General features: G+C 58.6%; 19 protein-coding genes. 12 read left to right on the top strand and 7 right to left on the bottom strand.

Annotated elements, in window-relative coordinates; genetic code table 11:
* The first annotated feature begins 59 nt into the window (after positions 1 to 59).
* The gene (gene hrcA / locus AC2FNN_RS10115) at positions 60 to 1,124 is read left to right on the top strand and encodes a heat-inducible transcriptional repressor HrcA (protein ID WP_152459604.1); all 1,065 of its coding nucleotides are present in this window, start codon (positions 60 to 62) and stop codon (positions 1,122 to 1,124) included.
* A gap of 10 nt (positions 1,125 to 1,134) precedes the next feature.
* Positions 1,135 to 1,698, top strand: a complete 564-nt coding sequence (locus tag AC2FNN_RS10110) for a nucleotide exchange factor GrpE (protein WP_171116719.1) — start codon at positions 1,135 to 1,137, stop codon at positions 1,696 to 1,698.
* 59 nt (positions 1,699 to 1,757) lie between these two features.
* Here the strand turns inward: AC2FNN_RS10110 and mutS are convergent, their stop codons facing one another.
* On the bottom strand, positions 1,758 to 4,370 hold the full coding sequence (gene mutS / locus AC2FNN_RS10105) for a DNA mismatch repair protein MutS (RefSeq protein ID WP_496758352.1): 2,613 nt from the start codon (positions 4,368 to 4,370) through the stop codon (positions 1,758 to 1,760).
* 161 nt (positions 4,371 to 4,531) lie between these two features.
* On the opposite strand from mutS, the gene AC2FNN_RS10100 reads away from it, so the two are divergent.
* Complete coding sequence (locus AC2FNN_RS10100; protein WP_496758312.1) at positions 4,532 to 6,787, top strand: NADP-dependent malic enzyme; 2,256 nt, start codon at positions 4,532 to 4,534, stop codon at positions 6,785 to 6,787.
* A 3-nt stretch (positions 6,788 to 6,790) separates the two neighbouring features.
* The gene (locus AC2FNN_RS10095; protein ID WP_496758310.1) at positions 6,791 to 7,663 is read left to right on the top strand and encodes a ribokinase; all 873 of its coding nucleotides are present in this window, start codon (positions 6,791 to 6,793) and stop codon (positions 7,661 to 7,663) included.
* On the opposite strand, the gene msrA is transcribed toward AC2FNN_RS10095, so the two are convergent.
* The 4 genes from msrA to AC2FNN_RS10075 form a co-directional block, all read right to left on the bottom strand.
* Entirely contained in the window at positions 7,660 to 8,331 is a 672-nt protein-coding gene (gene msrA / locus AC2FNN_RS10090) for a peptide-methionine (S)-S-oxide reductase MsrA (protein WP_496758308.1), read from the bottom strand. The two genes, AC2FNN_RS10095 and msrA, sit on opposite strands and share 4 nt — an antisense overlap.
* Before the next feature lie 191 nt (positions 8,332 to 8,522).
* Positions 8,523 to 8,804 (bottom strand): SCP2 sterol-binding domain-containing protein, encoded by a 282-nt coding sequence (locus AC2FNN_RS10085; RefSeq protein WP_496758306.1) that lies wholly within the window; start codon positions 8,802 to 8,804, stop codon positions 8,523 to 8,525.
* A gap of 79 nt (positions 8,805 to 8,883) precedes the next feature.
* Positions 8,884 to 9,288: a DUF1810 domain-containing protein gene (locus tag AC2FNN_RS10080; RefSeq protein WP_496758350.1), complete on the bottom strand. Its 405-nt coding sequence runs from the start codon at positions 9,286 to 9,288 to the stop codon at positions 8,884 to 8,886.
* Positions 9,289 to 9,320: 32 nt separating this feature from the next.
* Complete coding sequence (locus AC2FNN_RS10075; protein WP_496758304.1) at positions 9,321 to 10,547, bottom strand: argininosuccinate synthase; 1,227 nt, start codon at positions 10,545 to 10,547, stop codon at positions 9,321 to 9,323.
* A 69-nt stretch (positions 10,548 to 10,616) separates the two neighbouring features.
* On the opposite strand from AC2FNN_RS10075, the gene AC2FNN_RS10070 reads away from it, so the two are divergent.
* Both AC2FNN_RS10070 and ilvA read left to right on the top strand, forming a co-directional pair.
* Positions 10,617 to 11,456 (top strand): hypothetical protein, encoded by an 840-nt coding sequence (locus tag AC2FNN_RS10070; protein ID WP_496758303.1) that lies wholly within the window; start codon positions 10,617 to 10,619, stop codon positions 11,454 to 11,456.
* Between the two features lie 58 nt (positions 11,457 to 11,514).
* The gene (gene ilvA / locus AC2FNN_RS10065) at positions 11,515 to 12,741 is read left to right on the top strand and encodes a threonine ammonia-lyase IlvA (RefSeq protein WP_496758301.1); all 1,227 of its coding nucleotides are present in this window, start codon (positions 11,515 to 11,517) and stop codon (positions 12,739 to 12,741) included.
* Here the strand turns inward: ilvA and AC2FNN_RS10060 are convergent.
* On the bottom strand, positions 12,738 to 13,067 hold the full coding sequence (locus AC2FNN_RS10060) for an Hpt domain-containing protein (protein WP_496758299.1): 330 nt from the start codon (positions 13,065 to 13,067) through the stop codon (positions 12,738 to 12,740). The two genes, ilvA and AC2FNN_RS10060, sit on opposite strands and share 4 nt — an antisense overlap.
* Positions 13,068 to 13,230: 163 nt before the next feature.
* Here AC2FNN_RS10060 and AC2FNN_RS10055 point away from each other — a divergent pair, with 163 nt between their 5' ends.
* Positions 13,231 to 14,505, top strand: coding sequence for a PP2C family protein-serine/threonine phosphatase (locus AC2FNN_RS10055; protein WP_496758297.1), 1,275 nt, complete (start codon positions 13,231 to 13,233; stop codon positions 14,503 to 14,505).
* On the opposite strand, the gene AC2FNN_RS10050 is transcribed toward AC2FNN_RS10055, so the two are convergent.
* A complete protein-coding gene (locus AC2FNN_RS10050; protein ID WP_496758295.1) occupies positions 14,502 to 14,945 on the bottom strand; it encodes an NUDIX hydrolase in 444 nt (147 codons plus the stop codon). The genes AC2FNN_RS10055 and AC2FNN_RS10050 overlap by 4 nt on opposite strands.
* A gap of 76 nt (positions 14,946 to 15,021) precedes the next feature.
* On the opposite strand from AC2FNN_RS10050, the gene hslO reads away from it, so the two are divergent.
* The 5 genes from hslO to AC2FNN_RS10025 all read left to right on the top strand — a co-directional run bounded on the left by hslO (position 15,022) and on the right by AC2FNN_RS10025 (position 21,607).
* On the top strand, positions 15,022 to 16,008 hold the full coding sequence (gene hslO, locus AC2FNN_RS10045; RefSeq protein ID WP_496758293.1) for an Hsp33 family molecular chaperone HslO: 987 nt from the start codon (positions 15,022 to 15,024) through the stop codon (positions 16,006 to 16,008).
* Entirely contained in the window at positions 15,983 to 16,597 is a 615-nt protein-coding gene (locus AC2FNN_RS10040; RefSeq protein ID WP_496758292.1) for a CoA pyrophosphatase, read from the top strand. Before hslO ends, AC2FNN_RS10040 begins: the two co-directional genes overlap by 26 nt.
* Positions 16,594 to 17,748, top strand: a complete 1,155-nt coding sequence (locus tag AC2FNN_RS10035) for a CCA tRNA nucleotidyltransferase (protein ID WP_496758291.1) — start codon at positions 16,594 to 16,596, stop codon at positions 17,746 to 17,748. The genes AC2FNN_RS10040 and AC2FNN_RS10035 overlap by 4 nt, the downstream gene beginning before the upstream one ends.
* 191 nt (positions 17,749 to 17,939) lie before the next feature.
* Entirely contained in the window at positions 17,940 to 19,778 is a 1,839-nt protein-coding gene (locus AC2FNN_RS10030; protein ID WP_496758290.1) for an ABC transporter ATP-binding protein, read from the top strand.
* Positions 19,775 to 21,607, top strand: coding sequence for an ABC transporter ATP-binding protein (locus AC2FNN_RS10025; RefSeq protein ID WP_496758289.1), 1,833 nt, complete (start codon positions 19,775 to 19,777; stop codon positions 21,605 to 21,607). Before AC2FNN_RS10030 ends, AC2FNN_RS10025 begins: the two co-directional genes overlap by 4 nt.
* Positions 21,608 to 21,609: the final 2 nt, after the last annotated feature.

Here is a 21,609-nt window from a genome sequence, read left to right as displayed (position 1 = left end):
AACCCCGATTGACCTTTCATTTGCCTGCTATTTAATGACGAACGAGCAGGGGAACACGGATGAGCGAAGCGAGCAAGATTCTGGACGAGATGAACGACCGGTCACGAGAAGTGTTCCGGCTGATTGTCGAGAGTTATCTGGAAAGCGGAGAGCCCGTCGGCAGCCGTACATTGACGCGTACATTGTCAGAAAAAGTCAGCGCCGCAACTGTCCGCAATGTGATGCAGGATCTGGAGTTTCTGGGCCTTCTGGATAGTCCCCATGTCAGCGCGGGCCGAATCCCGACGCAGCAAGGCCTGCGAATGTTTGTGGACGGATTGCTTGAGGTCGGCGATCTGGGTGCCGATGACCGGCAGAAACTGGAGCAGACATTAGGCTCTAACACGGGTGATGTCGGTGGAATGCTGGACCGTGTCGGTTCTGCCTTGTCAAACGTGACACAAGGGGCCTCGCTGGTTCTGACGCCCAAGCATGAATCGGAAATCAAACATATCGAATTTGTTTCTCTAGGCCATGATCGGGCTTTGGTGGTTTTGGTTTTTTCGGACGGACATGTGGAAAACCGGCTGTTCACGCCGCCGCCAGGGCAAACACCCAGTTCAATGCGCGAGGCCGCGAACTTCCTGAACGCACTTATCGAGGGGCGGACACTCAGCGAAGTGCGGCGGCAAATGCAGACGCAGATCGATGCGCGCAAGCAGGAAATCGACACTCTGGCGCGTGAGATGGTCGAAAGCGGAATGGCCGTTTGGGACGGAGACGGAAGCGACTCGGCCCGTTTGATCGTGCGCGGGCGCGCGAATCTTTTGAACGAACCCGGTCAGGCCGAGGAACTTGACCGCATCCGCACTCTGTTCGATGACCTTGAGCGCAAGCGAGACATCGCCGAATTCCTTGAATTGACCGAGGAAGGCGAGGGTGTGCGCATTTTTATCGGGTCTGAGAACAAACTTTTCTCACTTTCGGGTTCCTCTTTGGTGGTGTCTCCTTATATGAACGCTGATCGAAAGATAATCGGTGCAGTGGGGGTTATCGGACCCACACGTCTGAATTATGGGCGGATCGTACCGATTGTGGATTATACGGCGCAACTGGTCGGCAAGCTGATATCCGACCGGAGCTAGAGGGTAAAAGATGGCAGAGCCGAAGAACGAAGATTTTCTGGACGATATCGCAACCGCCGAGGCCGAGGAGCTGGCCGAAGAGCTGATGGATATCAGCGAAGAAGAGCTGGAACTGGACGCGCTGCGGGCCGAACGGGATGACTATAAAGACAAGTTCATGCGCGCGCTGGCGGATGCCGAAAACATGCGCAAGCGCAGCGACAAGGCGCGCCGCGATGCGGAACAGTATGGCGGGTCCAAGCTGGCCCGCGATATGCTGCCAGTCTATGACAACATGAAACGCGCCCTAGAAGCTGCGACGGATGAGCAGAAAGAAGTGGCTGCCGGTCTGCTGGAAGGCGTCGAATTGACCATGCGCGCTTTGAAGGACGTGTTCCAGAAGCACGGAATCGAAGTGATCACACCCGAAGTGGGCGACCGGTTTGATCCCAACGTGCACGAGGCCATGTTCGAGGCGCCTGTTCCCGGAACCAAGGCAGGAGACATCATTCAGGTGTCCGCCGAAGGATTTATGTTGCACGATCGCCTGCTGCGGCCGGCACAGGTGGGCGTGTCGTCAACCCCGGCAAGCTGAAACGCGCCCTTTGGGCGCGTGCCTTCGGCGAGAGGATTTGGGAAAAGATGAAGGGGCGGTCAGGATCTGGCCGCCTCTTTCAATTTGTAGATCAGATCCAAGGCCTCGCGCGGGGTCAGCTCGTCCGGTAGGATCTGGTCCAGCATATCGGTGGCGGGCGACGTTTTCGGGACAGGCGGCGGGGGCGGTGCGGTGGAAAACAGCGGCAGATCGTCGATCAGCGCCTTCTGCTTGCCGCCCTCGCGCTCGGTCTTCTCCAACTGGTCCAGAACCACGCGTGCGCGCTCGACCACGGATGCGGGCAGCCCGGCCAATTGCGCGACCTGCACGCCATAGGAGCGGTCGGCGGCACCCTTGTGGACCTCATGCAGAAAGATCACTTCGCCCTCCCATTCCTTGACCGCGACGGTGGCGTTTTCGACGCCTTCCAGCTTGCCGGCCAGCGCGGTCAGCTCGTGGTAATGGGTGGCGAACAGCGCGCGGCAGCGGTTGGCGGCGTGCAGATGTTCCAGCGTGGCCCAGGCGATGGACAGGCCGTCATAGGTGGCGGTGCCACGTCCGATTTCGTCGAGGATCACCAGCGCCCGGTCATCGGCCTGGTTGAGGATGGCCGCGGTTTCCACCATCTCGACCATGAAGGTCGACCGGCCCCGTGCCAGATCGTCGGATGCGCCCACACGGCTGAAAAGCTGGCTGACCACGCCGATATGCGCCTGCTCGGCCGGGACGTAGTTGCCCATCTGGGCCAACAGGGCGATCAATGCGTTCTGGCGCAGGAAGGTAGATTTACCGGCCATGTTGGGGCCGGTCAGCAACCAGATGGCCGCACCGTCCTCGGCGCTGAGGTCGCAGTCATTGGCGATGAAGGCATCACCGCTTTGCTGGCGCAGCGCGTGCTCTACCACCGGATGGCGACCGCCCTGAACGTTGAACGCCCGGGAGGCGTCCACCAGCGGTCTGCACCAGTTTTCTCCGCGCGCCAGATCTGCCAGCGCGGTGGTCAGATCCAGTTCGGCCAGCCCTCGGGCGGCTTGGTTCAGGCGCGCAGCGAGGTTCAAAATTTCACCAGAAAGCCTGTTATAGAGCCGTTTTTCGATCTCGAGCGCCAGGTTGCCGGCGTTCAGGATGCGGGTTTCGATCTCGCTGAGTTCAACCGTGGTGAAACGCACCTGGTTGGCGGTGGTCTGACGGTGGATATAGGTCTCGGAAAAGGGCGGGTTCAGCATCTTTTCGGCATGGGTGGCCGTGGTTTCGATGAAATAGCCCAGTACGTTGTTGTGCTTGATCTTCAACGAGGTGATGCCGGTATGTTCGGCATATTTCTGTTGAAACCCGGCAATGACCGAGCGGCCTTCGTCGCGCAGGGTGCGGGCCTCGTCGAGTTCGGCGTCGAATCCCGGCGCGATGAAGCCGCCATCCCGCGCCAGCAGCGGCGGGTCGGCGACCAGTGCTTGATCCAGCAGGTCGAGCAGATCGTCAAAGCCCACAAGGTTCTGCACCGCGGTCGCCAGCAGCACGGGCAGATCCTGATCGGCGCAGAGCTCGGCAATTGCCTGCGCCTGCGCCAGCCCGTTGCGGATGGCGGCCAGATCGCGCGGGCCGCCTCGGTCCAGCGACAGGCGCGACAGCGCGCGGTCCAGATCGGGCGTCTTGCGCAGCGCTTCGCGCAGATCGGTGGCGATCAGGTTGTCCTGGGCGGCAAAATCGACCGCATCCAGTCGCGCGTGGATCACATCCAGATTGCGCGAGGGGCTGGACAGGCGCTGTTCCAACAGGCGCGCGCCGCCCGGGGTCACAGTGCGGTCCACAACCGACAGCAGCGATCCGGCCCGCCCGCCTGAAAGCGAGCGCGTCAGTTCCAGGTTCCGGCGGGTGGCCGCGTCGATCTGCACGACGCGATCTTCGGATTCTTTCAGCGGCGTTTGCAACAGGGGCAATTTGCCCTTCTGAGTGATCTCCAGATAGTCGATCAGTGCGCCCATCGCAGACACTTCGGCGCGTCCAAAGCTTCCGAACGCATCCAGTGCGCCCACGTGAAACAACCCGCAGATACGTTTTTCAGCCGCCGTGCTGTCGAAACTGGCCCGTCCGACAGGGGTGAGAGAAATACCCAAATCACGGACCGGCTCATTCAGTTTTTCCTGCACGCTGTCTGCCACGATCAGTTCCGACGGGGCCAGCCGGGCCAGCTCGGGGCTCAGCCGGACCGAGGTCAGCGGCATCACGTGAAACGCCCCGGTCGAGATGTCGGCCCAAGCCAGCGCGGCCTCATCACGTACCTCGGCATAGGCGGCCAGAAAGTTGTGGCGGCGGGCCTCCAACAGGGCGTCTTCGGTCAGGGTGCCGGGTGTCACCAGTCGCACGACATCGCGCTTTACGACTGATTTAGAGCCTCTTTTCTTGGCCTCGGCCGGGCTTTCCATCTGTTCGCAGACGGCAACGCGAAAGCCCTTGCGGATCAGCGTCAGCAGATAGCCTTCGGCGGAATGCACCGGCACGCCGCACATCGGAATATCTTCGCCATTGTGTTTGCCGCGTTTGGTCAGGGCGATGTCCAGCGCCTCGGCGGCGTCGACGGCATCCTCAAAGAACATCTCGTAGAAATCGCCCATGCGATAGAACAGCAGGGCATCCGCGTGTGCATCTTTGATTTCCAGATATTGCGCCATCATCGGCGTGACGTTGGACAAGGCTGCTCCCCTCTGGCGTATTCCGGCGCGACCTTACAAACCCGGCCCCTGCGACGAAAGGTGAAAACGTATTGTCGTTGAGACGCGCCTTTGCCTGCGCTATGAGGCAAAAGCCCAACAGATGTAAAGAAACGACATATCCGATGCCCAAAGCGAAGATCACCAAAGAAGAGGCGCTGGCCTTTCACCTCGACCCGACCCCCGGCAAGTGGGAGGTGCAGGCCACCGTCCCGATGACCACGCAGCGGGATCTGTCATTGGCCTACAGCCCAGGCGTGGCCGTCCCATGTGAAGCCATCGCCGAGGCGCCGGAAACCGCGTATGACTATACCAACAAGGGCAATCTGGTCGCTGTGATCTCGAACGGGACGGCGGTGCTGGGTCTTGGCAACCTTGGTGCGCTGGGCTCGAAACCGGTGATGGAGGGGAAATCCGTTCTGTTCAAACGGTTCGCCGACGTGAACTCGATCGATATCGAGCTGGATACCGAGGACCCGGATGAGTTCTGCCGCGCCGTGCGGCTGATGGGGCCGACCTTCGGCGGCATCAATCTGGAAGACATCAAGGCGCCCGAGTGTTTCATCATCGAACAGCGCCTGAAGGAAGAGATGGACATTCCCGTCTTTCATGATGACCAACATGGTACGGCCGTGATCTGTGCTGCGGGCCTGCTGAACGCGCTGCATATCTCGGGCAAGAAGATCGAGGATGTGAAGATCGTTCTGAACGGGGCCGGGGCGGCAGGAATCGCCTGTATCGAATTGCTCAAGGCGATGGGCGCCCGCCATGAAAACTGCATCGTCTGCGACACCAAGGGCGTGATCTATCAGGGCCGGACTGAGGGCATGAACCAGTGGAAATCGGCGCATGCGATCACAACCGACCTGCGCACATTGGAAGACGCGATGAAGGGCGCGGACGTGTTCCTGGGCGTATCGGTCAAGGGTGCGGTCACACAGGATATGGTTGCCAGCATGGCCGACAATCCTGTCATCTTTGCAATGGCCAATCCCGATCCGGAAATCACTCCGGAAGAAGCGCACGAGGTTCGCGTGGATGCGATTGTCGCCACCGGGCGCAGCGACTATCCGAATCAGGTCAACAACGTACTGGGCTTTCCCTATTTGTTCCGCGGAGCGCTGGACATTCACGCCCGCGCCATCAATGACGAGATGAAGATCGCCTGCGCCCATGCACTGGCCAATCTGGCGCGCGAAGACGTACCGGATGAGGTCGCGATGGCTTATGGCAAATCGCTGACCTTTGGGCGCGATTACATCATTCCCACGCCCTTTGATCCGCGCCTGATCCACCGTATCCCGCCCGCTGTTGCCAAGGCAGGAATGGATACTGGCGCAGCCCGCCGTCCGATCATCGACATGGACGCGTATGAGCTGAGCCTGAAGTCCCGGATGGACCCGACCGCAAGCATTCTGCGCGGGCTGAACGCTCGGGCGCGACAGGCGCAAAGCCGCATGATTTTTGCTGAGGGCGATGATCCCCGCGTGCTGCGTGCAGCGGTCATGTATCAGCGGTCAGGTTTCGGCAAGGCGCTTGTGGTGGGTCGGCCAGACGATGTTAAGACCAAACTGGAAGCCACGGGCCTGGGCGACGCTGTGCGTGAAATCGAAGTCGTGAATGCGGCCAATACCACGCATCTCGAAACCTATTCGAATTTCCTGTATCAGCGCTTGCAGCGTAAGGGCTTTGACCGCAAAGATATTCACCGTCTGGCTGCACGGGACCGGCACGTGTTTTCGTCGCTGATGCTGGCCCATGGGCATGGTGATGGTCTGGTCACTGGCGCAACCCGCAAGTCCGCGCATGTGCTCGACCGGATCAACCATGTGTTTGATGCCGATGCCGCCAACGGTGCCGCTGGTGTGACAGCTTTGCTGCATAAAGGTCGGATTGTCCTGATTGGCGACACTTTGGTACATGAATGGCCCGACGAAAACGATCTGGCGAATATTGCCGAGCGTTCGGCCGCAGTTGCCCGGCATATGGGGCTGGAGCCGCGCGTGGCTTTTGTCAGCTTCTCAACCTTTGGCTATCCGGTGTCAGAACGTGCTGAAAAGATGCACCGCGCCCCGGCTGTTCTGGATCGGCGCGGCGTCGACTTTGAATACGAGGGTGAAATGACAGTGGATGTTGCCCTGAACGTCGAACAGCAAGCGGCCTATCCGTTTTCGCGTCTGACCGGTCCGGCGAATATCCTGATCGTTCCCGCACGGCACTCGGCCAGCATCTCGACCAAGCTGATGCAGGAAATGGGCGGTGCCACCGTGATCGGGCCGATTCTGTCGGGCGTCGACAAGCCGATTCAGATTTGCTCGACCGTCTCGACCGCGAACGATATTCTGAACATGGCCATTCTGGCCTCGTGCGACATCGGGTAACCCATGACAATCTGGAACCTCGGCTCGATCAACGCGGATATGGTCTATGACCTGCCGCATCTGCCTGCGCCAGGGGAAACTCTGGCCGCCTGCGGGCTGGACCGGTTCCTTGGCGGAAAAGGTGCCAATATGTCAGTGGCGGCTGCGCGGGCCGGATCTCGCGTCAGCCATATCGGCGCCGTCGGGCATGATGGGCGCTGGGCGAAGGATCGACTGACGGAATATGGCGTGGATACACGTTATATCTCTGAGGTGGATCTGCCGACGGGCCACGCGATCATTGCGGTGGACGCCGAGGGTGAGAACCTGATCATCCTGTATCCGGGGGCCAACCATGCCTTGGATATCAGCGATCTGGGGCGGGCTCTGTCATCGGCAAGCACCGGTGATCTGCTGATCTTGCAGAATGAAACCAACGCACAGGTCGAAGCCGTGCAATTCGGGCGCAAACTTGGATTGACCGTGTGTTATGCCGCCGCACCGTTTCAGGCACAGGCGGTTCAGGCGGTTCTGCCTTATCTGGATTTCCTGATCCTGAACGAGATCGAGGCCGAACAATTGCGGCAGGAAACCGGGATGGGTGCGGCTGACCTGCCCGTGCGGCATGTCATTGTCACGCTGGGTTCAAAAGGTGCCCGGTATTTGCAGCAGGGCAGTGACCCGGTAGAGTTTTCAGCCCACAAGGTGCAGGCCGTGGATACCACAGGCGCAGGTGATACTTTTACCGGATACGTACTGGCTGGAATGGATCGCGGAATGCCGATGGAGCAGGCCATTCTGCAAGCGAACCGCGCCGCTGCCCTGATGGTCACGCGGCACGGGACAGCGGATGTCATTCCCGATCTGAGAGAAGTACGCGACGCGTCCTTCGATTAAGAACCGGCGAAAGGCGCATCTGAACCCCAAAGCTGTTTGACACGCGCATCACGGCCACAGGCTTTGCGATATGCTTTATAGGCGTTGTGCTGACGTTTGGGCCCAAAGCGGGTAAAGATCAGCTTGTTCCCTTTGTAGTAATCCTGATGGTAGGCCTCGGCAGGGTAAAACGTGCCCGCATTCAGGATCGGGGTGACCACCTTTTGGCCCAATGCACGTTCTGCGTCATGCTTCGCTTGTTCCGCCAACGCCTTTTCGCCCGTGTTAGAGACGAAAATTGCGGTTCGATAGCTGTCGCCCCGGTCGCAGAACTGACCACCGGCATCCGTGGGGTCAACCGAGCGGAAGAACATGTTTAGAAGCGTTTCACGTGACACCCGGGCCGGATCGAAAGTGATCTGAACCGCTTCGTAATGGCCGGTGCCACCTTTGGAGACCTGATCATAGGTGGGGTTGGCGGAGTTGCCGCCGGTATAGCCCGACACGGCCCCGACAACGCCCGGTACCGATTCAAAATCGGACTCGACACACCAGAAACAGCCCCCCGCAACTGTCAGCGTTTCGGCCCCTGCTGCGGGGGCGGGCAGGGCGCGCAGCATCATCGCAAATGTGATCAGCGTAAACAGAATGGCCGGTTTGAAGGCATCCAGATAAGCAGTCCGTGACATGTCGGGTCTCCTTTCGGCACCAAGGTGACCCGAACCCGCATGACATTCAATTGCCTGACATCTGATGTCACGGGCTGGTGAGGCAAGTTTATCGGCGGAGGATGTCGGTGGAACACCTTGCGCCGGGCCGTCTTGGCGGTGGGACAGGGCGCCCCGGCAAGGGGGAATTCCGCGGTGAACCTGCCTTTGGCTTAACCCAGCAGCTGCCCCAGTTTCATCGCAACGCCCATATTGCCCGAGATTTTGAGCTTGCCCAAAGCGACACCTGTCATCGGGTTCAGTTTTCCGGTCAAAAGCTTGGTCAGGTTGTCCTGCGAGATGCGGATCGTGCAATCCGTTTCCTGGTCCTGTGTCGATGCCTGACTGTCGGCCAGAACAATCACGCCGTCCGCGCCACAATCGAATTTCAACGAGCCGTCAAAGGTTTTGCCGTTCAGGCCTTTTTGAATTTCGTCGGCGATATGCTGAAGCATCCGGGTCCCTTTCGCAGTTTCCGAATGCGTAAAACGTCAGGTATCGAACAGGCAAGGCTGACCCGACTGGAACTTCCGATCACGATGCGCCAAGGCTCTGAGCGGTTCGCGCGCAAGGCTTGCCATCGTAGAAAGCGTCAAGAACGGTCTGAAACTCTGCCGGAGCATCTGCCACCGAGGAAAACAATGTCATAGAAGAGCGAAGCTTTTTCGCGTCAACCCCGCCCAGAATGTCGCTGGCGTCGCGCCCCTGATGCTGCAACATCAACGAGGCCGCTTGCGTCAGACGGTGGCGCAGTACCGGGTGGTTCAGATAGCGCGTGGCTTCGTCCAGATCTTCGATGCCATAAAGCTGCGCCATATGCGATTGGCCCAGCTCGGCCAGTTGCGGAAACACGAACCACATCCAGTGGCTGGTCTTCTGCCCCTGTTCCAGTTCGCGCAAGACATCGGCCCAGACCGTATCCTGCGCTTCGATGAACATTTCCAGTTCATCGTTCAGACCGTCATCTTCGGTCACTTGGACAACCGCTTGTCGCGCGCGGCCAGCAGTTTCAGCCGCAGCGCGTTCAGCTGGATGAAGCCCGCGGCGTCTTTCTGATCATAGGCACCCGCGTCTTCTTCGAAGGTCACATGCGCCTCGGAATACAGCGAGTGATCCGACCAGCGGCCCACGGTCGAGGCCAGACCTTTGTACAGCTTCACGCGGACGGTGCCGGTGACGTGTTCCTGGCTCTTGTCGATGGCGGCTTGCAGCATTTCACGTTCAGGCGAGTACCAGAAGCCGTTATAGATCAGTTCCGCATATTGCGGCATCAACTGATCTTTCAGGTGCATCGCGCCGCGGTCCATGGTGATGGATTCGATGCCGCGATGCGCCTCAAGCAGGATGGTGCCGCCCGGCGTCTCGTAGATGCCGCGCGACTTCATACCAACAAAGCGACCTTCAACAAGGTCCAGGCGGCCGATGCCGTGCTTGCCGCCATATTCGTTCAGCTTGGTCAGGATGGTGGCCGGGCTCATCGCCTCGCCATTGATGCTGACCGCGTCGCCTTTTTCAAAGCCGATCTCGATGAATTCCGGTTCGTTCGGCGCATCCTCGGGGTGGACGGTGCGCTGATAGACATAGTCGGGCGCCATATCGGCGGGGTCTTCCAGAACCTTGCCCTCGGACGAGGTGTGCAGCAGGTTGGCATCGACCGAGAACGGGGCCTCACCACGCTTGTCCTTGGCAATCGGAATCTGGTTCTGTTCGGCAAACTCCAGCAGCTTGGTGCGGCTGGTCAGATCCCACTCGCGCCAGGGTGCGATCACCTTGATGTCGGGGTTGAGCGCGTAAGCCGCCAGTTCGAACCGCACCTGATCGTTGCCCTTGCCGGTTGCACCATGGGCAACGGCATCGGCACCGGTTTCCTCGGCGATTTCAATCAAGCGTTTCGAGATCAGCGGCCGCGCGATGGACGTGCCCAGCAGGTACAGACCCTCGTACTGCGCGTTGGCGCGGAACATCGGGAAGACGAAATCGCGGACAAATTCCTCGCGGATATCCTCGATATAGATGTTCTCGGGCTTGATCCCCAGCAGCTCGGCCTTTTTGCGCGCGGGCTCCAGCTCCTCACCCTGACCCAGGTCGGCAGTGAAGGTCACGACCTCACAGCCATACTCGGTCTGCAACCATTTCAGAATGATCGAGGTATCAAGGCCACCGGAATAGGCCAGAACAACTTTCTTGGGCGCGGACATCTGACTTCCCCTTATGCGTAAGACGATTGGCCCCTAGCGGGTTTTACGCGCGGGGGCAAGTTGTGAGGATTGACGCAGTACCTGAATTGGGGTGAAACGGGTGCAGAGAATAACAAGCATTGGTTGAAGAGGCGGATTCATATGTTGGGATGGCAAATATTTGTGCATTCGGTGCGGATGGTTCTGCGAAACCTGAAAGAGGCAATGCAGGTATCGCTGGTTCCGGCATTGATGGGGAGTGTGGTTGCCGTTCTATTGTTTTTCTTATTCGACAATCCTCAAAAGCAATTCGCGGATGCCACGGCTTCATCACCAGACCCCGCTGCGGTGGCGACGATACTCGGGTTCTTGTTTTGTTTGTTGATTGTGATGCTAGTCGTCATGCTCTGGATCGTCGTATCTTGGCATAGGTTCGTGCTGCTTGAAGAATATCCAACCGGAATGTTCCCACCATTCCGGTTCGATAGAGTACTGGCGTATTTCGGCCGCCTTTTGATGCTTGGTGTATTGGCGGCGATCATATATTTCCCTGCGTCACTGATTATGGGAGCAATGGCTCAGACTTCCGTCCTGATGGGAATCCTGTTCTGGTTGGCCTTGGTCATATTTCTATCCATCGGATTCTATCGGGTATCACCCATCCTACCCGGTGCAGCCATCGGAAATACTTTGACACTTTCCCAAGCTTGGCAATCGACCGCTGGGGCAAGCGGAGCAATTGCAGTATTGGTTATCTTGTCCGTGTTGTTCCAAATGCTTCTCCAATTTCTATCGTCATTGTTGTTGTTCATCCCGATCATTGGCGTGTTGATCGTTGTGTTCGCAAACATGTTGATTGTGCCACTGATCAACGTCAGCATCCTGACAACGATTTATGGCGTCTTCATCGAAAAGCGCGAACTCGCCTGACGCCCGTACACATATGTATTCCTTGCCCTTTCGTTGGTGATGGGGCAGGGAAACCGGCATGAGAGATTTCATGACCCGCGCCCGCGCCGCCGAAGAGGCGATGCGCTCTGTCTTCCCGGCAACGCCGCTGCAGCGCAATGCCCACCTGTCCGAACGTTATGGGGCGGATATCTGGCTCAAGCGCGAAGACCTGAGCCCGGTGCGCTCCTACAAGATTCGCGGTGCCTTTAACGCCATGCGCAAGCAACAGGGACAGGAGCTGTTCGTCTGTGCCAGCGCGGGCAATCACGCGCAGGGCGTGGCCTATATGTGCCAGCATATGGGGGTGAAAGGCGTGATCTTCATGCCGGTTACCACTCCGCAGCAGAAAATTCAAAAGACCCGGATCTTCGGCGGCGACAATATCGAGATCCACCTGACCGGCGACTATTTCGACGACACTTTGGCCGCCGCGCAAGCATGGTGCGCGCAGCAGGGCGGGTATTTCCTGTCTCCTTTTGACGACGCTGATGTCATTGAAGGCCAGGCTTCTTTGGCGGTCGAGATCGAAGAGCAATTGGGCGGTGTACCGGACCACGTCGTTTTGCCGGTTGGCGGCGGCGGCATGTCCTCGGGCGTGGCCACGTGGTTCGGGGATCGCAGCCATTGTCTGTTTGTCGAACCGGCCGGAGGTGCCTGTTTGCGCGCTGCTTTGGCTGCGGGGCATCCTGTATCGCTGGATCATGTGGATACCTTCGTCGATGGCGCTGCGGTCGGCCGCATTGGCGAGAAACCGTTCGAATTGTTGAAATCACGCCATCTGTCGGATGTGCTAGTTCTGTCCGAGGACCGAATCTGCACCACCATGATCGAGATGCTGAATGTCGAAGGCATCGTTCTTGAGCCCGCTGGCGCGCTGGCGATCGAAGCGGTGGGCGATATTCAAAGCTTTGTGCGGGGCAAGACTGTGGTCTGTGTGACATCTGGTGGCAATTTCGATTTCGAACGCCTGCCCGAGGTCAAGGAACGTGCTCAACGGTATTCCGGTGTGAAGAAGTATTTCATCCTGCGTCTGCCGCAGCGCCCCGGCGCGTTGAAAGAGTTTCTGGGTATTCTCGGCCCCGAGGACGATATCGCCCGCTTTGAATACATGAAAAAATCGGCGCGCAATTTCGGTTCGGTCCTGATCGGGATTGAAACCCGCAAGCCTGAAAACTTCATGCGTCTGTTCGCGCATCTGGATGAGGCGGGGTTCACCTACACCGATATAACCGAAGACGAAACGCTGGCGCAGTTCGTGATTTAATCCAGGTTCTGGCGCAGCTCAGCCTCGAATTTCTGTTTCGAGCTGTCAAATACAGTCAGAATAGCGGGCAGATCGACATCCTTGCCCTGACCCGCGGCCGCCTGCCGTTCGCCGTCCTGACAGAGTTTCGAGAACTGGTCGAATCCAAGACTGAGCGCGCTGCCTTTCAGGAAATGCAGATTCTGTTCCAGTTCGGACCGGCTTGTATCCTGATGCAGGCGGGCGATGACCTCCTGCACTTCTTCCAGAAAGATGTCGACCACCTCATCAAACTCATCCGGGCCAACCTCGTCCCGCAATTGTCGGACTCTGCCCCAATGGATCATACTGCGTCACCTGCCGTTGAACATGCGTTTTCTGGAATAGGCAACACCAGTAAAAACCGGGTTAACGGCCAAGCGGGATTGCTGCCTTCGGTCTTCACCGGATGTTAAAACCGTCGCCATTAGGATCGCCTTGTGTGAATGGATGCATCAGGTCAGAGGGTAAATGGTGCCAAGGGCGAGGTTTGAGGAAACCAGATCAGATCTGGATTTCGGCGCAATCCGTAAGGTGCTGGTGGTTGATGACAGCCGTCTGCAGCGGCGCATCCTGGTCGCATCGCTCAGAAAATGGGGCATTGAGGTGGTTGAGGCCGATACGGGCGATGCCGCCCTGGCGCATTGTCTGGACGATCCGCCCGATCTTGTTCTCAGCGATTGGGTCATGCCGGGGATGAGCGGGCTTGAGTTCTGCAATGCGTTTCGCGCCCTGGATACCGATCAATATTGTTATTTCATCCTCCTGACTTCCAAAAGTGAAAAGCAGGAGGTTGCGCGCGGACTGGATGCCGGGGCGGACGATTTTCTGATCAAACCCCTTGAGGCCGATGAGTTGCGGGCGCGCATATCCGCAGGTGCGCGTATTCTGGATATGCAGCGCGAGCTTTCACAGAAAAACCGCCTGATCGAATCCGCGCTGGAAGAACTCAGGCTGGCGCATGACGCGATCGACAAGGACCTCATGCAGGCCCGTAAAATCCAGGAATCGCTGGTCCCGGAATTTACGCGGAGCTTTGGAAAATCCCGGGTCAGCCTGTTGTTGAAACCCTGTGGCCATATCGGTGGGGACCTTGTTGGCATGTTCTCGCCCGGGGTCAATCGGCTGGGGTTCTACAGCATAGATGTATCCGGGCATGGTATCACTTCGGCCATGATGACGGCGCGTCTGGGCGGTTATCTTTCCAGCAAGCATTTCGATCAAAATGTCGCAATGGAGAAGAGGTTCAACAAATTCTACGCATTGCTGCCTCCGGAAGACGTCGCAAGCATGCTCAATTCCCGATTGATGGCGGATGAAGGGATCGAGGAATATTTCACGATGGTCTACGCCATAGTGGATCTTCGAAACGGGCATCTCAAGATGGTGCAGGCCGGGCATCCGCATCCGCTTCTGCTGCGGCAGGATGGCAGCACTGAATTTCTGGGTGATGGCGGGTTGCCGATCGGGCTGATCGAAGACGCGAGCTTTCAGCAAATCGAGATTCACATGAAACCCGGCGACAAGCTGTTGGTGTATTCGGACGGGTTTACCGAATGTCAGCTTGCCGAAGGCGGTTTGCTGGAGGAAGACGGTTTGCGACAGATGGCCCAGCAGTGCATTTCTGAAAAGGGCGGGTCGGAGTTTCTGGACGACATGTTCTGGCGATTGACCCAGGAGATTTCGCCCAAAGATGGCATTGGGGATGACGTATCCGCCGTTTTCTTTGAATATAACGGGCCTTAAAGCGAACTGAGATGCATTTCCGCAAAGTGCCGGTCACCGTCATTGCCCAGCAATTCAACGGCATCGGCGGTTTCCATCCACAGTGCTTCGTGGAATGCCTCGCTCGGCGGGCCTTTGCGGCGTACGGGACGGGCGCGGTAGATCAGGCAGACCTTTTCGGCCCACAGATCGTATTCGGGCATATAGGTAAACCGGCGAAAAGCACCGACGCGACGCGGGTTGGCAACGTGCCACCCGGTTTCTTCATAGACTTCGCGATGCAAGGCCGAAATCGGTGATTCGCCCGGATCGATGCCTCCGCCCGGCAATTGCAGATCCGGGCCCGGCTCGGTCTGACAGGTCAACAGCAACTGGCCGCCACGTGGCAAAAGGGCATATACGCCAACCCTTCGGGTGTATTTCCGCCCCGTCTCGGGGGTTTCACCGAACCGCCTGATCATGTATGGCCCCTTTCAACCCGATCTGTACGACCTATATGGTGCCGGTATGCCAACCCGCGGCGTGTAAGGAAACCCCATGTCTCTTGGAACAAAAATCGCGTGGGACGATACTGTCCTGCCCTTTCAACTTGATGCATCCGACATGCGCGGTCGCGTGGCCCGTCTGGATGGTGTGCTGGATGGTATCCTGAAACAGCATGACTATCCCGAGCAGGTCGAGGCGCTTGTGGCCGAGATGGCTTTGCTGACCGCGTTGATCGGCCAAACGGTTGCGCTGCGCTGGAAACTGTCGTTGCAGGTACAGTCCAAAGGGGCGGTGCGCATGATCGCAACCGACTATTATGCGCCGCGGGAAGAGGGCCAGCCCGCCCAGATTCGGGCTTATGCCAGCTTTGACCGGGACCGGCTTTCCAATTCCGCGCCTTTCGATCAGGTGGGTGAAGGGTATTTTGCCATCATGATCGATCAGGGTGAGGGCACGCAGCCGTATCAGGGCATTACCCCACTGGCCGGTGGATCGCTGAGTGCCTGCGCCGAGGCGTATTTTGCACAATCCGAACAGCTGCCGACGCGGTTTTCGCTGAGCTTCGGCAAATCGACCGAGCCGGGCGTGGGCGAGCATTGGCGTGCAGGCGGCATCATGCTGCAACACATGCCCAAAGCGTCGCCCTTTGCCGCGTCGGGCGAAGGAACCGGCGACATCCTGACGGCTGCCGACCTGGTCGATGGCGAAGAAGGCGAAAACTGGGGTCGCGTCAATATCCTGCTGGATACTGTCGAGGAATTGGAGATGATCGGCCCCTCTGTTGCGCCGACCGACCTTCTGGTTCGCCTGTTTCACGAGGAACAGCCACGTGTCTATGATGCGCAATCTGTGCAATTTGGCTGCACCTGTTCCGAGGATCGTGTGCGACAGAGCCTGTCGATCTATTCGGCCAAGGATATCGAAAAAATGACAACGCCCGAGGGCGAGGTCACCGCGGATTGTCAGTTCTGCGGGGCTCATTATGTGTTGGACCCGGCAACTGTCGGGTTCGATGCCGAAGACCCCAAAGGTGCATGACCCGGTGGAAAAGATCCGGGCGGCCCTGCGCCGCCCCGGTCAAGGGTCCAGCGACTTTGACCTGAACCCGGATACCGTTCTGCCGCCCGGACGAAGGTTGCGACCCGCCGGTGTTCTGGTGGCCATTTCCCTGGCTGATGACACACCGCAGGTCATCCTGACCAAACGCTCATCCGCGCTGAAACATCACCCGGGCCAGATCGCCTTTCCCGGTGGCAAACAGGACGAAACCGATGCTGATGTTACGGCTGCGGCTCTGCGGGAAGCTCAGGAAGAGATCGGCCTGCCCCCGGGAATGCCCGAGGTTTTGGGGTTTCTGCCGACGCATGAAACCGTGACCTCGTTCACGGTGACACCGGTTGTCGCAGTTTTGCGGGACAGGTTCCAACCCGTGCCTGAACCCGGCGAAGTGGACGAAGTTTTCTCGACCCCTCTTGCCCATCTTTTGAAACCTGAGAATTATCTGGTCGAGTCGCGCCGATGGCGCGGCCAGAGACGCAGATACTACGCAGTTCCGTACGGCCCCTATTACATTTGGGGCGCGACCGCCCGCATATTGCGCGGGCTTGCAGCACGGGTGAATGAATGATGCTGATTGACGAAGCCTGGATCAGTGAACCAGCGACCCAAAAGGTCTGTTCGGCGCTGACCTCATCCGGGGCCCAGGCGCTTTTCGTGGGTGGATGCGTGCGCAATGCGCTGCTTGGCGCACCAGTGTCGGATATCGACATTGCCACCGATGCAAAGCCCGGGCAGATCGTCGAATTGGCGCAGGCTGCCGGGCTCAAGGCCATTCCGACCGGCATCGAGCATGGGACGATCACAGTGGTCAGCGGGGGCATCCCGCACGAGGTCACCACCTTCCGCCGTGACGTGGAAACCGATGGCCGCCGCGCGGTCGTGGCTTTTTCCGATCACGTCGAAGAAGACGCGGCGCGACGGGATTTCACCATGAACGCGCTCTACGCCCAACCCGATGGCACAGTGCTGGACCCTCTCGGTGGTTTTCCCGACCTCGAGGCCCGGTTGGTGCGGTTCATCGGAACCGCCGAGAACCGCATTCGCGAGGACTATCTCCGCTCGCTTCGCTACTTTCGTTTTCACGCCTGGTACGGGAATCCGGATGGCGGTTTCGACCCCGATGCGCTGGCCGCCATCGGCGCCAATCTTGACGGGCTGGAGTCGTTGTCGCGCGAGCGGGTCGGGGCAGAGCTGCTGAAATTGCTGGCATCGCCTGATCCGGCCCCCGCCATTGCGACCATGCGCAGTACCGGTGTTTTGGCCCGGGTGTTGCCGGGTGCGGACGATCGGTCTTTGGCCCCTTTGATTGCGCTGGAACAGGCGGCTGGCGCCGATCCCGATCCGGTGCGTCGCCTGGCAGCTATTGCCACGCCCGATGATGCCGCGACATTGCGGTTGAGCCGTTCGCAGTTGCAACGCCTGATCAGGATGCGTGAAGAGGCACAGGCGACAACCAGTATTGCTGAACTGGGATACCGCTATGGCGATGAAGGGGGATTGCACGAGACGCTTTTGCGCTGCGCCTTTCTGGAACAACCCTGGTCCGAAGATATGCGGCGCGATCTGTATGCAGGCGCAGCAGCGCGTTTCCCTGTCCAGGCCAGGGATCTGATCCCCAACTTCACCGGCCCGGCGCTGGGCAAGAAGCTGGCCGAGTTGGAAAAACGCTGGATCGCATCCGGTTTTGCACTGTCACGCGAAGAGTTGCTGGCACATTAGCGCGAAGTCTCAAAAAGGGATGACAACTCGGATTCATTGTGCTTAGGTGCGCCTGTCACATGGATGGAGGAATGCGAATGTATTACGGGATCTGGTTCGGCTAAAGCCGGGACACCTGCCCCGTAAAGGGTGGTGTTCAGGCGCCATCTTTCTTCGCACGTCTATTTTCCTGCTCAATCGGAGCACTTTCCATGTTTCGCTATTTCGAAAACCTTGTTGACCCTTTTGTTGCCTACCGTGAGGCTGACGCACCGCCGACGCGGTTGTGGCCCTTCATGCTGGATTATTCGCGGCCCTTCATTCGGGTTTTTATCTGGGCGGCGCTGGTTTCCATAATCGTCGCGGGCGTTGAAATCGGGCTGATCTACTACATGGGTCGTGTAGTGGATCTGCTGGGCGGCACGCCGGCAGAGGTTTGGCAAAATCACGGAACGGAGTTGCTGATGATGGCAGCCTTTGTGTTGCTGTTGCGTCCGCTTCTGCATTTGGTCGACGTACTTCTACTGAACAATACGATTTTGCCGAACTTTGGTACGCTGATCCGTTGGCGTGCGCACAAACACGTGTTGCGTCAGTCGGTTGGCTGGTTCGAAAACGACTTTGCCGGGCGGATTGCAAACCGGATCATGCAGACACCTCCTGCGGCGGGTGAAGTGGTGTTTCAGGTTTTTGACGCGATTTCCTTTTCGCTGGCCTATTTGATCGGTGCGGCGATCCTGCTGTATGCGGCGGATCCGCGTTTGTTGATCCCGTTGCTGATCTGGTTCGGATTTTACGCCATGCTGGTGCGCTGGACCGTTCAGCGTGTTGGTCCGGCGTCAAAAGCGGCCTCGGATGCGCGTTCGACGGTCACGGGGCGGGTGGTGGACAGCTATACCAACATCCATTCGGTCAAAATGTTTGCCCATGGCCCGCAAGAGCTGGACTATGCCCGCGAGGCGATCGCGGAAACCCGTCGGACATTTCAGATCGAAATGCGGATTTTCACTATTATGGATGCCGTTCTGGTCACTTTGAACGGCATGCTGATCGTGGGTGTTGTGGGCTGGGCGATTGCCTTGTGGATGCAAGGCAGCGCTTCGGTCGGTGTGGTTGCGGCGGCTACGGCCTTGACCCTGCGCCTGAATGCCATGACCGGATGGATCATGTGGGCCCTGACCAGCTTTTTCCGACAACTTGGTATCGTGTCCGAGGGGATGGAGACCATTGCCCAGCCCATCGATTTGCTTGATGCGCCTGATGCGAAACCCTTGCGGCTTGGCAAGGGTGAGATCCAGATCCGCGACCTCTCGCATCACTATGGTCGCGAGACCGGCGGTTTGGACCATATCAACCTGACCGTCCAACCCGGCGAAAAGATTGGTTTGATCGGTCGCTCCGGTGCTGGCAAATCGACCCTGGTAAAGCTGCTGTTGCGGTTCTACGACGTCGAACGCGGTGCGATTTATATTGACGGTCAGAACATTGCACATGTCACCCAGGACAGCCTGCGCAGCCATATCGGTATGGTTCAACAAGACAGCGCCTTGCTGCATCGCTCGGTCCGAGACAACATCCTTTATGGCCGTCCGGATGCGTCCGAGGCGCAGATGATCGCCGCCGCCAAACAGGCTGAAGCGCACGAGTTCATCCTCGATTTGCAAGATCCGCAGGGTCGGACCGGGTATGACGCGCATGTCGGTGAACGGGGGGTGAAACTGTCAGGTGGCCAGCGGCAGCGCGTGACGCTGGCGCGGGTGATCCTGAAGGATGCGCCGATCTTGTTGTTGGATGAGGCGACATCCGCCCTAGATTCCGAGGTCGAAGCGTCAATTCAGGAAACCCTCTACGGCATGATGCAAGGAAAAACCGTGATTGCCATTGCCCACAGGCTCAGTACCATCGCGCAGATGGATCGCATTCTGGTTATGGATGCGGGCCGTATTGTCGAAGAAGGCACGCATTCCGATCTTCTGGCGCAAGGTGGCCTTTACGCCCAATTCTGGGCACGGCAATCTGGTGGTTTCATGAACCCGGAGGCCGCTGAATGAGGATTGCCGACCTCATCTATCCGTTCAGGAACATCGAAACGCCCCCACCGCAGACGTTGGGGGCGTTCATCCGCTGGAGCCTGTCCGGGGCTTGGCCGATGTTGTTTGTTGCGGCGTTCTTCTCGGCCATTGCAGGCGCGATGGAGGCGGTCACGGCATGGATGTTGGGCCGCGTGATCGATGTGGCGACCTCCAGCGGGCCCGAGAATTTTCTGACCGCTGCCAATATGTGGATGATCCTCGGTGCGGTCGCCTTCTTCATGTTGCTTCGCCCGATCCTGTTTGGCCTGTCATCCTTGTCGAACAATTACATTGTCATGCCAAACATCACACCTTTGGTTCTGGCCAAGCTGAACCGTTGGACCTTGGGTCAGTCGGTGACCTATTTCGACGATGATTTTGCCGGTCGGATCGCGCAAAAGCAGATGCAGACATCGAACGCCATGGCTTCGGTTGTGTCGGAAACGATCAGCGCGATTGTGTTTGCCCTGGCGTCTCTGGTGGGGTCTTTGCTTTTGTTAGGGTCTATTCACCCTTTGGTGATGCTGCCCTTCGCGGCATGGCTGGCGGTGTATTTCATGCTGGTACGCTGGTATCTGCCGCGCATCCGCAAACGTTCCGCAGCACGGGCCGGGGCGCGGGCGATGGTGTCCGGGCAGGTGGTCGATACGATCACCAACATCAAAACCGTGAAGCTGTTCGCCCACTCAGAATTCGAAGATCAGGCGGCGCGTGAATCGATGGTGGATCTGCGTGAAAAATCGCTGGACTTCGGCAAGTTGTCGGCCAGTTTCCGGTTCATCCTCATGACACTGGCCGGTGTCCTGCCCGTCTTGCTGCTGGGCGCGACCTTGTGGCTGTGGCAGGGCGGCATGGCGACCGCCGGGGATATCGTGGCTGCCGGGGCGGTTTCGATCCGTATTGCTCAGATGACCGGTTGGGTCAGTTTCACCTTGATGGGGCTGTATGCCAATGTCGGTGAAATCGAAAACGGGATGAAAACGCTGGCCAAGCGTGACCGGGTCGAAGATATGCACGGGGCGAAGGGCCTTGATGTGACCGAAGGGTCGATTTCCTTCGAAGGCGTCAGCTTTGCTTACGGGCGCGATATCGGTGGCGTCACGGATTTGACCCTGACCGTCAACCCGAGCGAAAAATTGGGCATCGTCGGTGCATCAGGGGCGGGGAAATCCACGCTCGTCTCGCTGTTACTCAGGCTCTATGACAGGGAAAGTGGCGCCATTCGTATCGACGGCCAGGACGTGTCACAGGTGACGCAGGACAGCCTGCGCCGACAGATCGGTATGGTCACGCAGGAAACGGCGATGTTCAACCGGTCCGCTCGTCAGAACATTCTGTATGGCCGGCCGGACGCCTCAGAGGCCGAGATGATCGAAGCCGCAAAAAAGGCCGAAGCGCATGACTTCATCCTGAGTCTTGAAGATGCTCATGGTCGAAAAGGCTATGATGCTCATCTAGGGGAGCGGGGCGTGAAACTCAGCGGCGGGCAGCGACAACGGATCGCTCTGGCGCGCGCCATTCTGAAAGATGCGCCAATTCTGGTTCTCGACGAGGCGACATCGGCGCTGGATTCCGAGGTTGAAGCTTCGATTCAGACCGCGCTGCATCGGGTGATGCAGGGCAAAACAGTGCTGGCCATTGCGCACCGGCTGTCGACACTCAGCGAAATGGACCGGATTGTTGTTTTGGATCAGGGCCGGATCGCCGAAACCGGAACGCATGAGGCGCTGCTGGACCAGGGTGGGCTGTATGCGCGGTTCTGGCACCGCCAGTCGGGCGGGTTCATTCAGGCAGAAGCTGCGGAATAAGG

The organism is Ruegeria sp. BHSA118, assembly GCF_059613405.1.
Note: the sequence above shows the minus strand (reverse complement) of the source record. Positions and strands in the feature narration are given on the sequence as shown.